The sequence below is a fragment of the Scrofimicrobium sp. R131 genome, from assembly GCF_040256745.1.
GTDB lineage: Bacteria > Actinomycetota > Actinomycetes > Actinomycetales > Actinomycetaceae > Scrofimicrobium > Scrofimicrobium appendicitidis.
In genome coordinates this window covers 1,956,061-1,968,708 of sequence record NZ_CP138335.1, presented here as the reverse complement: position 1 = coordinate 1,968,708, position 12,648 = coordinate 1,956,061, and the positions used below count along the sequence as shown (strand labels likewise).

General features: G+C 65.0%; 11 protein-coding genes and 3 tRNA genes. 13 read left to right on the top strand and 1 reads right to left on the bottom strand.

Going from position 1 to position 12,648, the window contains the following annotated elements:
• Window positions 1–4: 4 nt before the first annotated feature.
• The 10 genes from nuoH to SAC06_RS09010 all read left to right on the top strand — a co-directional run bounded on the left by nuoH (window position 5) and on the right by SAC06_RS09010 (window position 11,598).
• On the top strand, window positions 5–1,300 hold the full coding sequence (gene nuoH, locus SAC06_RS09055; protein WP_350257972.1) for an NADH-quinone oxidoreductase subunit NuoH: 1,296 nt from the start codon (window positions 5–7) through the stop codon (window positions 1,298–1,300).
• Complete coding sequence (nuoI, locus tag SAC06_RS09050; RefSeq protein ID WP_350257971.1) at window positions 1,293–1,934, top strand: NADH-quinone oxidoreductase subunit NuoI; 642 nt, start codon at window positions 1,293–1,295, stop codon at window positions 1,932–1,934. The genes nuoH and nuoI overlap by 8 nt, the downstream gene beginning before the upstream one ends.
• Window positions 1,931–2,866, top strand: a complete 936-nt coding sequence (locus SAC06_RS09045) for an NADH-quinone oxidoreductase subunit J (RefSeq protein WP_350257970.1) — start codon at window positions 1,931–1,933, stop codon at window positions 2,864–2,866. Before nuoI ends, SAC06_RS09045 begins: the two co-directional genes overlap by 4 nt.
• A complete protein-coding gene (nuoK, locus tag SAC06_RS09040; protein WP_350257969.1) occupies window positions 2,863–3,162 on the top strand; it encodes an NADH-quinone oxidoreductase subunit NuoK in 300 nt (99 codons plus the stop codon). Before SAC06_RS09045 ends, nuoK begins: the two co-directional genes overlap by 4 nt.
• A gap of 12 nt (window positions 3,163–3,174) precedes the next feature.
• Window positions 3,175–5,106 (top strand): NADH-quinone oxidoreductase subunit L, encoded by a 1,932-nt coding sequence (nuoL, locus tag SAC06_RS09035; protein ID WP_350257968.1) that lies wholly within the window; start codon window positions 3,175–3,177, stop codon window positions 5,104–5,106.
• A gap of 21 nt (window positions 5,107–5,127) precedes the next feature.
• Window positions 5,128–6,636 carry an NADH-quinone oxidoreductase subunit M gene (locus SAC06_RS09030; RefSeq protein ID WP_350259183.1) on the top strand — a complete coding sequence of 503 codons (1,509 nt, stop codon included), beginning with the start codon at window positions 5,128–5,130 and terminating at the stop codon, window positions 6,634–6,636.
• Window positions 6,637–6,638: 2 nt separating this feature from the next.
• Window positions 6,639–8,201: an NADH-quinone oxidoreductase subunit NuoN gene (nuoN, locus tag SAC06_RS09025; protein WP_350257967.1), complete on the top strand. Its 1,563-nt coding sequence runs from the start codon at window positions 6,639–6,641 to the stop codon at window positions 8,199–8,201.
• A gap of 53 nt (window positions 8,202–8,254) precedes the next feature.
• Window positions 8,255–9,187: a polyprenyl synthetase family protein gene (locus tag SAC06_RS09020; RefSeq protein ID WP_350259182.1), complete on the top strand. Its 933-nt coding sequence runs from the start codon at window positions 8,255–8,257 to the stop codon at window positions 9,185–9,187.
• 84 nt (window positions 9,188–9,271) lie between these two features.
• The gene (locus SAC06_RS09015; RefSeq protein ID WP_350257966.1) at window positions 9,272–10,744 is read left to right on the top strand and encodes an FAD-dependent oxidoreductase; all 1,473 of its coding nucleotides are present in this window, start codon (window positions 9,272–9,274) and stop codon (window positions 10,742–10,744) included.
• Window positions 10,741–11,598, top strand: coding sequence for a M48 family metalloprotease (locus SAC06_RS09010; protein ID WP_350257965.1), 858 nt, complete (start codon window positions 10,741–10,743; stop codon window positions 11,596–11,598). Before SAC06_RS09015 ends, SAC06_RS09010 begins: the two co-directional genes overlap by 4 nt.
• Here SAC06_RS09010 and SAC06_RS09005 read toward each other — a convergent pair.
• Complete coding sequence (locus SAC06_RS09005) at window positions 11,589–12,083, bottom strand: YajQ family cyclic di-GMP-binding protein (RefSeq protein WP_350257964.1); 495 nt, start codon at window positions 12,081–12,083, stop codon at window positions 11,589–11,591. The two genes, SAC06_RS09010 and SAC06_RS09005, sit on opposite strands and share 10 nt — an antisense overlap.
• Before the next feature lie 104 nt (window positions 12,084–12,187).
• Here SAC06_RS09005 and SAC06_RS09000 point away from each other — a divergent pair.
• The 3 genes from SAC06_RS09000 (at window position 12,188) to SAC06_RS08990 (ending at window position 12,517) form a co-directional block, all read left to right on the top strand.
• Window positions 12,188–12,269, top strand: a tRNA-Tyr gene (locus SAC06_RS09000).
• A 75-nt stretch (window positions 12,270–12,344) separates the two neighbouring features.
• A tRNA-Thr gene (locus SAC06_RS08995) sits at window positions 12,345–12,417 on the top strand.
• Window positions 12,418–12,443: 26 nt separating this feature from the next.
• Window positions 12,444–12,517, top strand: a tRNA-Met gene (locus SAC06_RS08990).
• The last annotated feature ends 131 nt before the right edge of the window (window positions 12,518–12,648 follow it).

Sequence of the window (12,648 nt, the reverse complement as noted above, 5' to 3'; positions counted from 1 at the left end):
GCAAATGAATCTGGCCCTAATGTCGGCTGAGCCCATCCCGGCCGACTTCTCTCAAGAAACCTGGTGGCTGACGCTGATCAAAGCGTTGTTCATCGTGGTCTACCTGATTCTCTCGGTGATCATGGCGCTGTGGGTGGAACGGCGCGGACTGGGTCGGATGCAGACCCGCCCCGGCCCGAACGTGGCCGGCCCCTTCGGGCTGTTCCAGGCTCTGGCTGATGCCGGCAAGCTGCTGTTCAAGGAAGATATCTGGACGTCGCGCGCCGACAAGTTCCTCTACTTCCTGGCCCCGGCCATCATGGCGTTCACCGCTTTCTCGGTGATGGCAGTGATCCCGATGGGACCGAACGTGAACATGTTCGGTCACTCGACGCCGCTGCAGGTGGCGGACATGCCCGTGTCGGCGCTGTACATTCTGGCGATTACCTCGCTGGGCCTGTACGGCATCGTCCTGGGTGGCTGGTCGGCCCGCTCGACCCTGCCGCTCTACGGCGCGGTTCGCTCCTCGGCCCAGGTGATCTCCTACGAGCTGTCCATGGGCCTGGCCCTGGTGTCGGTCTTCCTGATGTCCGGCTCGATGTCCACCTCGGAAATCGTCTCCGCGCAGAAGCCGTTCTGGTGGGTGATCCCGCTGTTCCCGGCCTTCGTCATCTACGTCATCTCAATGGTGGGTGAATGTAACCGGTTGCCTTTCGACCTGCCCGAAGCTGAAGGCGAGCTGGTGGCCGGACACATGACCGAGTACTCGTCGATGAAGTTCGGCTGGTACTACCTGTCCGAGTACATCAACATGCTGAACGTTTCGGCCGTCGCGACCACCATGTTCCTGGGTGGTTGGCACGCGCCGTTCCCCTTCAACCTGATTCCGGCGCTGTCCGGCGGCTGGTGGGGGATGCTCTGGTTCATCCTCAAGGTGTGGCTGTTCATGTTCTTCATGATCTGGACCCGCGCCACGCTGCTGCGCTTCCGCTACGACCAGTTCATGAAGCTCGGGTGGAAGATCCTGATTCCGATCGCGCTGGTCTGGCTGGTGATGGTCTCGGTCCTGCAGGGCGTCCGCCTCTGGTCGGGAGCCTCCCTGCCGACCATCATGGGCGTCATCATCGGCGTCCTGGTCGTGGTCGTGTTCCTGGCCTTCTGGCTGACCGATCGCAAGCCCAAGGTCGAGGAGGAACCGGGAGAGTTCGACGCTTTCGCGGGCGGATACCCGGTGCCGCCCCTACCCGGGCAGGCACTGCCGCCCTCACCGCGTGCCGGGCGGGTTCCGGTCACCGCTACCAAGGAGGATTCCGATGAGTGAAAACTTGCGGTATGAGCAGGACCCCAAGGGGCCAATTGGTGAGTTCTTTGCGCCGGTGGCCGGCTACGGGGTGACCTTCAGCTCCATGTTCCGCCCCACGGTGACGGAGCAGTACCCGTTCGAGGGCCCGTTCGTTCAGCCCCGCTTCCACGGGCGCCACCAGTTGAACTACTACCCGGACGGCCTGGAAAAGTGCATCGGCTGCGAGCTGTGCGCCTGGGCGTGCCCCGCCGACGCTATTTTTGTCGAGGCCGCCTCGAACACCCCCGACGAGCAGTACTCGCCCGGGGAGCGGTTCGGTCGGGTCTACCAGATCAACTACCTGCGCTGCATTTTCTGCGGCTACTGCATCGAGGCCTGCCCGACTCGCGCCCTGACGATGGGCAACGACTTCGAGCTGGCCGAGTACACCCGGTTGGACGACATCTACGACAAGAAGATGCTGCTGGCCGAGGTGCCCGAAGGAGCCGTGGCTGCCCCGCACCCGATGGTCAAGGGCCTCAGCGATGGGGACTACTACCGCGGTGAAGTGAAGGGGTCTACCCGGGAGCAGATCGAATGGGTGCGCGAGCACCGTCCCGACGAGCCGACCCTGGCCACCGCCAAGGCCGTGGACGAAGGAGCCGAACAGTGAACTCGGTAATTGCTTGGCCGGAAATGTCCGGCCTGGGGGAGGCGCTGCTGTTCTGGTCGTGCGCGGTCATCATGATCGTCGCGGCCCTCGGCGTGCTCATGTTCCGCAAGGCCGCCTACTCTGCCCTGTGCATGGTGGCGGTGATGCTGGGAATGGCCGTCCTGTTCTTCGCGCTGCAAGCTCCGTTCAACGGGGCCGTGCAGGTGATCGTGTACACGGGCGCCATCATGATGCTGTTCCTCTTCGTCATTATGATGATCGGCCTGGGAGCCTCCGACGGCTTCCGGGAGCAGCGGCGCGGGTACATTATCTTCGCCGTTGTCCTCGGGGTGGCGCTGGCCGTCCTGACCGTGGGCGCGCTGCTGCACTCGACCGTGGTGGGGTCCGGCTCGATCGGCCTCGACCCGTACTCGAGCGCCCCGATCACCTCGCTGGCTGTCTCGCTGTTCCAGAACCACTGGTTCACCATTCAGCTGGCAGCCATGCTGCTGATCACCTCCGCGGTCGGAGCCGTGCTCCTGACCCACTCGGATCGCCTGGGCGTGAAGTTCAACCAGATCAACACGGCCGATGCGCGGATGACCGAGTTCCGGGTCAAGGGGGTTCACCCCGGCCAGCAGGCGGCCCCCGGCGTCTACGCGCACTCGAACGCGGTCGGCACCCCGGCCATTGCCGGCGACACCCTGGCGCCGGTGCCCGAGTCGGTTCCGCGCGTTCTGCGTCTGCGCGGCCTCGAGCAGCCCATCGGCGCCGTCTCGCCCGAAGCGGCGGAAGCGCTGCAGCTGGTCAAGGCGGGTCGACGTGACCAAACCATGTGGAGTTCGGCACCGAAGGTGCCCCAGTCGCAAGCTTGGGGGATGGGCGGCAAAGCTGCGCCCACCGGATTGCACCAGACCTTCCAATCCGACCTGGGACAGGAGGAAGACAAGTGAGTCTCGCGTTATACATCGCGCTCGCACTGGTACTCTTTGCGATTGGCGCCGTGACGGTGGTGGTGCGCAAGTCCGCCATCATCTCGCTGATGGGGGTGGAGCTGATGCTCAACTCCGCCAACCTGACCTTCATCTCCTTCTCCCGGATCCTGGGAACGGTGGAAGGGCAAGTCATGGCCTTCTTCGTGATGGTGGTGGCAGCGGCCGAGGTGGTAGTCGGCCTGGCCATTATCGTCGCCATCTTCAAGTCTCGGGCCACTACCGACCTGGACGACATCGTGAGCTTGCGGAACTAGGAAGGGCAAGAAATGACTTTAGCTAGTACTGTGGGTGAGGCCACCGGGCCGGCAGCGTATGCGTACCTGCTCTTCCTGGTTCCCGGGATCGTGGCCGCCCTGCTCCTCGTCCTAGGTCGACGGGCCGATCGCTGGGGGCACTGGCTGGCTGTGGCCGCCTCCTGGTTCAGCTTCGTTCTGGCCGCCGTGATCTTCTGGCAAATGCTGCAGCTGCCGGGTGCCGAACGGCGCCTGAGTCTGGACCTGTTCTCCTGGATTCCGGCCGGCGACTTCCAAGTCAACTTCGGCACCCTGGTGGACCCGCTGTCCATGACCTTCGTGCTGCTGGTGACCCTGGTCGGCTCGCTGATCCTGGTCTACTCGGTTGGCTACATGGAACACGACCCGGACCGCCGGCGCTTCTTCGCCTACCTGTCTCTCTTCATCGCGTCGATGCTGATCCTGGTGCTCGGCAACTCCTACGCCACCCTGTTCCTCGGGTGGGAGGGCGTGGGCCTGAGCTCCTACCTGCTGATCGGCTTCTGGAACCAGGTGCCCGACAACGCGACCGCCGCCAAGAAGGCGTTCATCATGAACCGCGTGGGCGACATGGGGCTGCTGATCGCGATGATGGCGATGGTGGCCAACTTCAGCTCCGTCAACTTCGAAGTGGTGAACGCGGGCATCCCGACCGTCTCAGAAGGCCAAGCCACCGTGATCGGCCTGTTCCTGCTGCTGGCTGCGACCGGCAAGTCCGCCCAGTACCCGTTGCAGGCTTGGCTCGGTGACGCCATGGCGGGCCCGACCCCGGTGTCGGCCCTGATCCACGCGGCCACGATGGTGACCGCCGGCGTCTACCTGATCGTCCGCTCCGGCGTGGTCTTCCTGGCCGCCCCGGTGGCGATGACCGCGGTGGCCGTGGTCGGCGTGATCACCCTGTTCGTCGGGGCCCTGATTGGGACGGCGAAGGACGATATCAAGAAGGTGCTGGCCGCCTCGACCATGTCCCAGATCGGCTACATGATGCTGGGTGCCGGGCTCGGCCCGGTCGGCTGGGCGTTCGCGATCTTCCACCTGCTGACGCACGGCTTCTTCAAGTCGCTGATGTTCCTGGGGGCCGGTTCGGTCATGCACGCCATGAACGACGGGGTCAACATGCGTCGCTTCGGGGCGCTCTCGAAGGTGATGAAGGTGACCTGGCTGACGTTTACCGCCGGCTGGTTGGCCATCATGGGGATCGTGCCGTTCTCCGGCTACTGGTCGAAGGACCGGATCATTGAGGCCGCGTTCGCCGCCGGCAACTTCGGTCACGCTGAGACCCCGTGGATCGGGTGGGTGTACGGTTCGATCGCCATGATCGCCGCCGGCATCACCGCCTTCTACATGTCCCGGCTCTACTTCATGACGTTCCACGGGAAGGCCCGCTGGGACGATGAAACTCCGCACGAGTCGAAGCCGATTATGACCGTGCCGCTGGTGATCTTGGCCCTGTTCTCCATCTTCCTGGGTGGGGCTCTGGCCGGTGGGCGTTTCACCACCTGGCTGGCTCCGTCCGTGGGTGAGACCGTCCACGCCGAACCGGTGGTTCCGGTCTGGTTCATCCAGGTGGGCACCACGGTTCTGGTGATCGTGGCCGCCGTCATCGCCTGGTGGATGTTTGCCAAGCGCGAGGTGCCGGTCGCGGTTCCCGAAGGCAACACCTTCGTCCGGGCGGCCCGGCAGGACTTCTACCAGGACCGGTTCAACGAGGCGGTCTTCATGGCTCCGAGCGTGGCCCTGATGAAGGGTGTCACCGCGGCGGACCAGTACGGCATCGACGGGACCGTCGGCGCGGTCGGTCGGTTCGCCAACTGGCTGGGTCGACTGGTCGCCTGGACTCAGAGCGGATACGTGCGGGCGTACGCCGGGTACATTCTGGGCGGGGTTGTCATCGCACTGGCAGTCGTCCTTGGATTTAGGCTGTAGGGGAGAATCATGGAATTACAGATGATTGAGGGCTCGTTCCCACTTCTGAGCATCCTGGTGGCCGTTCCGGCCCTGGGTGCCCTCCTCCTGTGGCTCGTCCCGAGCCTGCGGGCGCGGGGACGCGAGTTCGCCATCGCGGTCTCCCTGGTGGAGCTGGTGCTGGCCATTGTGGTCGCGTTCCAGTTCGACTGGACGGCCGCCTCGGCCTACCAGCTGTTCGAGTCGGCCAGCTGGATTGCCCCGCTCGGCGTCAGCTGGTCGCTCGCGGTGAACGCGCTCGGCCTGGTGATGATCCTCCTGAGCGCGGTCCTGGTGCCGCTGGTGCTGCTGGCCACCCCCGCCTCGTCCGATCGTCGATTTGAAGGGGGCTACGCCGCACTGATCCTGCTGCTGTACGCCTTCATCATCGTCATCTTCGCGGCCTTCGACGTGGTGGTCTTCTACCTGGCCTTCGAGGCGATGCTGCTGCCGCTGTACTTCATGATTGGCCGCTACGGGACCGGTGAGAACCGCCGGGCCGCCGCCATGAAGTTCCTGATCTACTCCCTGGTGGGCGGGCTCGCCATGCTGGGCGGGCTGGTGACCATCTACTCGTCGGCGGGACACTCCGGGTTCAACGGGGTCCTGTTCCGCTACGACACGCTGGCCGCGGTCCTGCCGCAGACGGCGTTCGGGATCCAGATGGCCATCTTCATCACGTTCTTCATCGCCTTCGCGATCAAGGCTCCGATGGTCCCGGTCCACACCTGGCTGCCCGACACCGCCGCGGCTGCCCGCCCCGGCACCTCCGTGCTGCTGGTGGGGATCCTGGACAAGATCGGTACCTTCGGGATGATCGTCCTCTGCCTGACCTTTGTGCCGGATGCGGCCTACGCCTCGCGTTGGACCATTCTGGTGCTGGCGGTCGTCTCCATCCTCTGGGGTGGGTTCGCGGCCAACGGGCAAAAGGACCTGCTCCGGCTGGTGTCCTTCACCTCCGTGTCCCACTTCGGGTTCATGGTGCTGGGGATCTTCATCGGCTCGCAGGTGGCGCTGACGGGCGCGATGTTCTACATGGTGGCGCACGGCCTGTCGATTGCGGCCCTGTTCCTCATCTCCGGCTTCCTGATTGAACGAGGCGGCTCGCAAGAGATCGCCCGTTACCGCGGGATGCAGCGGGTGACCCCGGTCCTGGCCGGGACCTGGCTCTTTGCCGGGATGGCCTCGATCGCGCTGCCGGGTCTGTCCGGCTTCGTGCCCGAGTACCTGGTCCTGATGGGAACCTACAGCGTCAACATTCCGCTGGCCATCTTCGCGGTCTTCGGGATCGTGCTGGCTGCCATGTACATCCTGCTGCCCTACCAGCGGATGTTCACCGGCCCGAAACGGGCCGACCTGGAGGACGCGCCCGACCTGAACGGCGTGCAGAAGCTGGCCATTACCCCGCTCCTGGTGGGCATGCTGGCGCTGGGCATCTGGTCCGCCCCGCTGGTCAACTCGCTGTCCCAGGTGGCTGAACCGACCGTCGTGACTGTGGACGAAGGGAACTGAAAGTGAACCTACAAAACTTCACCGCTCCGGCGATCGACTGGATGATTCTGCTGCCGGTGGTGGTGGTCCTGGGTGGAGCCGTCGTCGGCGTCCTGATCGAGGCTTTCGCTCCCCGTCGCAGCCGCCGCCGGGTCAACGTGGTCTGGACCGTCCTGGTCCTGATCGCCGGCCTGGTGACAGCGGCGCTGCAGTGGAAGGGGGCCGTGGCCGGCTCCAGCCAAACCGGGCAGTACATTTCCGACCCCTGGTCGGTGGGCCTGCAGGTGATCCTGCTGCTGGTCGCCCTGCTGGCGATGCTGGTGATGGCGGACCGGACCGAACTGGGTGACGGCGACTTTGCCGCGCAGCCCGCGGACCGTCCCGGCTCCGGTGAGGAAGCCCTGTCGATCGCGAAGAAGTACCAGCGCTCGGAAATCTTCCCGCTGCTGCTGTTCTCCGTCGGGGGCATGATGGTCTTCCCGGCCACCGAGTCGCTCCTGACCATGTTCGTGGCCCTCGAAGTGATGTCGCTGCCGCTCTACATCCTGGCGGCCACCTCGCGTCGTCGGCGCGGCCAGTCCCACGAAGCCGCCATGAAGTACTTCATCCTGGGCGCCTTCGCCTCCGGGTTCTTCCTGATGGGGGCTGCGCTCCTGTTCGGCTACTCCGGCGGGTCCCTGGACTTCTCGCAGATCGCGGCGGGTATCCCGGCCTTCAACAACATGGAGTGGCTGCTGGTGGTCGGCGTCTTCATGGTGATGGTGGGGCTGCTGTTCAAGGTGGCGGCGGTGCCGTTCCACGCCTGGACTCCGGACGTCTACACGGGCGCACCCACCTCGATCACCGGCTTTATGGCCGCCGGGGTGAAGATTGCTGCCTTCGGCGCCATGGTCCGCTTCTACCAGATCGTGGTCGGCCCGCTGCAGTGGGACTTCCGGATGCTGTTCGCCGTGATTGCGGCGCTGACCATCCTGGTTGGCACCGTCGGCGGTCTGGTCCAGAAGGACATCAAGCGCCTGCTGGCCTACTCTTCGATTGCCCACGCCGGGTTCCTGCTGATCGGGGTGATCTCCCTGGTCAAGGGTTCGGCCGGCTCGATCGCGTTCTACCTGCTGGCCTACGCCGTCGCCACCATCGGCGCCTTCGGGGTGGTCACGGTGGTCCGCGTCAAGGATGCGGACGGCAACATCGGGGGACAGGCGACCAACCTGCGTCTGTGGAAGGGTCTGGGCAAGCGTTCGCCCATGACCGCCCTCGCCATGCTGGTGTTCCTGCTCTCCTTCGCGGGGATTCCGCTGACCTCAGGCTTCGTCGGGAAGTTCGTCGTGTTCGCCAACGGTATTAGCGGCGGGCTCGGCTGGCTGGTCGGAATCGCCCTGGTCGCCTCGGCTGCTACCGCTGTCTTCTATTTCCGGGTAATCTCCTACATGTTCCTGCAGGAGCCGGAAGAGGGAACCACGGTGGTGAGTTCGGAGGGCCTGTCGGCCGCAGCTATTGCGATCGCCGCAGTCCTGACCGTGCTGCTCGGCGTGGTGCCCGGACCGATCCTGGACGTCCTCTCACAGATAGTTATTGCTCTCCCGTGACAACTGCGCTTGATCTTTCCGTCCCCGCCTTGGAAGAACGTGTCCTGGCGGGGATGGAGCATGTTGAGAACTTGCTGGTCCAATCCACCTCCTCTCGCCGCGGCTTCGTGTCCGAGCTGATCGGACACCTCAGTTCGGCCGGCGGCAAACGGTTGCGGCCGGTGCTGACCCTGGTCAGTGCCCAGCTGGGCCAGGACGAGCCGCGCGACGAGGTGATCAAAGCCGCGGTCGTGGTAGAGATGACCCATTTGGCGTCGCTGTACCACGACGACGTGATGGACTCGGCTCCGACCCGGCGCGGGGTGGATTCGGCCCAGCACCTGTGGGGGAACAACCGGGCCATCCTGGCGGGCGACGTGCTGTTTGCGCGCGCCTCGCTGCTGACCGCTGAGCTGGGGCCGGAGACGGTCAGCTACCACGCTCGGATCTTTGAGCGGATGTGCGAGGGGCAGCTGAACGAGAGCTTTGGCCCCACCGCGCAGGACGACCCGGTGGAGTTCTACCTGCAGGTACTGGCCGACAAGACCGGCGCCCTGGTGGCGGCGGCGGCCTACCTGGGGGCGATGCACGGTGGCGCCAGCGAAGAGCACGCCCGGATCGTCGAGGAGTTTGGCGAGCGGATCGGTGTGGCCTTCCAGATTGCCGACGACGTCCTGGACCTGACCTCCCCGCGGGAGCTGTCCGGGAAGACCCCGGGAACCGACCTGCGCGAAGGGGTGGACACCCTGCCGGTGCTGCTGCTGCGCCGCCGGGAGGACGCCGACTCGCAGCGCATTTTGGCCCTGCTGGACACCGACCTGAGTTCGGATCGGGCGCTGGCCGAGGTGGTGGACGCCATCTGCGCCCACCCGGTGTTGGAAGAGACCCGGCAGATGGCCCGCGACTGGGCGAAAGCGGCCGAGGACGCCCTGGCCCCGCTGCCCGATTCGGAGGCGAAGACCGCGCTGCTGGCTTTTGCAGCGCAGATGGTCGACCGCAAAGTCTAGCTGTGATCCTGCCAACGCGCGGCGGCAAAGCGGCTCGGGGCTGACTAGAATAGCCTCTGTCGTCTAGCTAGTGAATCGAGTACCGTGAACCTGAAAGTGGCAGTCGTTGGCGCCGGACCGGCGGGAATCTACGCTTCGGATATTCTGTCCAAATCGGGATTAGACGTTTCGATCGACCTGTTTGAGCGGCTTCCCGCTCCCTACGGTCTGGTCCGCTACGGCGTCGCCCCCGACCATCCGCGCATCAAACAGATCATCGTCGCCCTCTACAAGATCCTGCAGCGCGGGGACATTCGCCTGCTCGGCAACGTCGAGGTGGGCCTGGACGTGTCGTTTGCCGAGCTGGAAGAGAACTACGACGCGGTCATTATTGCGACCGGGGCCGACCGCGACGCGCCCCTGGACATTCCCGGGATCGGCCTGCCCCAGTCCTACGGGGCCGCCGACTTTGTCTCCTGGTACGACGGCAACCCGGACTACCCGCGCACCTGGCCGCTGAACGCCAAGGAGGTGGCGGTCCTCGGGGTGGGCAACGTGGCGCTGGACATCTCCCGGATCCTGGCCAAGCATCCGGAGGATTTGCTGCCGACGGAGATTCCGCCGAACGTGTACGAGGGGTTGGTGGCCAACCCGGTCACCGACGTTCACATTTTTGGGCGCCGCGGTCCGGCTCAGGTCAAGTTCACCCCGCTGGAACTGCGGGAACTGGGCAAGGTGCCGGACGTCGACCTGATCATCTCAGAGGAAGACTTCGACTTTGACGAGGGGTCGGAGGAGGCCCTGCGCAGCTCTAACCAGCAGCGGCAGGTGGTCAAGACCCTGACCCAGTACGCGTCGGTCGACCCGGAGAAGCACCAGGCTTCCCGCCGGATCCACCTGCACCTGTTCGAGGCGCCGGTGGAGATTCTGGCGGACGAGGACGGCAACGTCCGGGCCCTGCGCACCGAACGAACCGAGCTGGTGGGGGACGGCAACGTCCGCGGCACCGGCGTGTTCCACGAGTGGCCGGTGCAGGCCGTCTACCGGGCGGTCGGCTACTACTCTTCGCCGATTGACGGCGCCCCGTTCGACCCGGTTCGCGGGGTGGTCCCGAACGCTGGGGGACGGGTGCTGGAGGAGCCGGGCTCACACGAGGTGATTCCGGCCCTGTACGCCACCGGTTGGATCAAGCGCGGCCCGGTGGGGCTGATCGGGTCCACCAAGTCCGACGCCCAGGAGACCATCGCCAACCTGGTGGCCGACGCCGAGGCGGGGGTGCTGACCTCCACCGGCTCGCCCGAGCAGCTGCTGGCCATGCTGGAGGCCCGCGGGGTGCCGGTGGTGACCTGGGACGGCTGGGAGATGCTGGACGCCTACGAGCGGGAGCTCGGTTCTGAGTTTGGTGAACTGCCGCGGACCGGGGGGATCCGGGAGCGGGTCAAGGTGGTGTCGCGCCTGGCGATGACCACGATTGCGCGCGGCGAGGGCCGGCCGGAGACGCTCATCGGCGAACCGGGCGAGCTGGGCAAGCCGAGCGCCCCCGAACGCTTCGACGACTACACGGGTTACAAGCAATGAGACGGGTCGAAAACAGCCTGAAGACGCTGGTGCTGTTCCTGGTGATGTGGGGAATCCTGCTGATCCTGGGGGGCATTATCGCCGGGGCCACTCGCAGCGCCACCTGGATTTGGGTGTTCGCTGGCTTGGGGCTGGCCTCCACACTGTACACCTACTGGAACTCGGCGCAGCTGGCTCTGCGTCAGATGCGGGCCTACCCGGTCACCCGGGAGCAGGCCCCCGGCCTGTACGCCATCGTGGAGGACCTGTCCGCCCGCATGGAGATGCCCACCCCGAGCATTTGGATTGCCCCCTCGCAAACCCCGAACGCGTTTGCCACCGGGCGGAACCCGAAGAACGCGGCTGTCTGCTGCACCGAGGGAATCTTGCAGCTGCTGGACGAGCGCCAGCTGCGCGGGGTCCTGGGGCACGAGCTGATGCACGTCTACAACCGCGACATCCTGACCGCCTCCGTCGCCTCGGCGATTGGTGGCCTGATTGCGTCGCTGGCCCAGTTTGCGTTCATCTTTGGGGGCCGCGAGCGCGGGGGCAACCCGATTGCCGGGCTCCTGATGATGATTCTGGCTCCGATTGCCGCCACCATGGTGCAGCTGGGAATCTCCCGCACCCGGGAGTACTCGGCCGATGCCGACGGAGCCACCCTGACCCAGGATCCGCTGGGCTTGGCCTCGGCCCTGGAGACGATCGAGCGCGGGGTGAGTGCGGCGCCGATGGCCCCGAACCCGGCCCACGACACGGTCTCATCCATGATGATTGCCAACCCGTTCCGGGGCCAGGGGGTGGCGAAACTGTTCTCCACCCACCCGCCGATGGAGGATCGGATTGCCCGCCTGCGGGCGCAGGCTCAGCGGTAGTTCACGAACTGCAGCGCGACGTCCAGCTTCGCGTTCTTCAGGAGCGCGATCACATCCTGCAGGGCGTCGCGGGACTTGGATGAGACCCGGACTTCATCGCCCTGGATCTGCGCTTTTACGCCCTTAGGTCCCTCATCCCGGATCAGCTTGGTGATCTTTTTCGCATTCTCTGAGGAGATGCCCTCTCTCAGGGGGATCGGGAGCCGGTAAATCTTCCCGGACACCTGCGGCTCGCGCCCCTCCAGGTCCAGGACCTTCAGCGACACCCCGCGGCGCACCAGCTTGCTCTGGAGCACATCCAGCACCGCGTTGACCCGTTCGGCGGTGTTGGCTTCCAGCGTGATGGTGTCGCCTTTGAACTCGATCGAGGCGTCCACCCCGCGAAAGTCGTAGCGCTGGGACACCTCCTTGGCCGCCTGGTTGACGGCGTTGTCCACTTCCTGCCGGTCGAGTTTTGAAACCACGTCAAATGATGAGTCAGCCATAGGCTCCAGTGTAGCCCGACGTTGCGTATGCCACTGTCGGCGAAGTGGAACTTTAGACGCGACTTTTGATACGCTCATCGGGCACCGGTAATCCCGGTGCAAACGGCGGAATGCCCGAGCGGCCAAAGGGAGCTGACTGTAAATCAGCCGCGTTATGCTTCGGGGGTTCAAATCCCTCTTCCGCCACTGGACCGAGAGGTCCTGGACTGAGTTCTCAGCCAGTTTGCACTGGCCGGTTTCGACCGGTAGAGTTCTCACGTCGCCCCGATAGCTCAGTCGGCAGAGCGTCTCCATGGTAAGGAGAAGGTCAAGGGTTCAATTCCCTTTCGGGGCTCTGGTATCCCAAGCTGGGAATGCTGCGGCGGGGTAGCTCAGCCGGTTAGAGCGTACGACTCATAATCGTAAGGTCGCGGGTTCGAGTCCCGCCCCCGCTACCGATATGCAATTTGGCGGGTCCCTCTTGGGGCTCGCCAAATGCTCTTCGATGTGGCAGTAATCCCATCAAAAATTCCTTGGTTTGGGCTGCCGTGCATGATAGCCTCTCATGAGGTAATCGTGTCAGTAA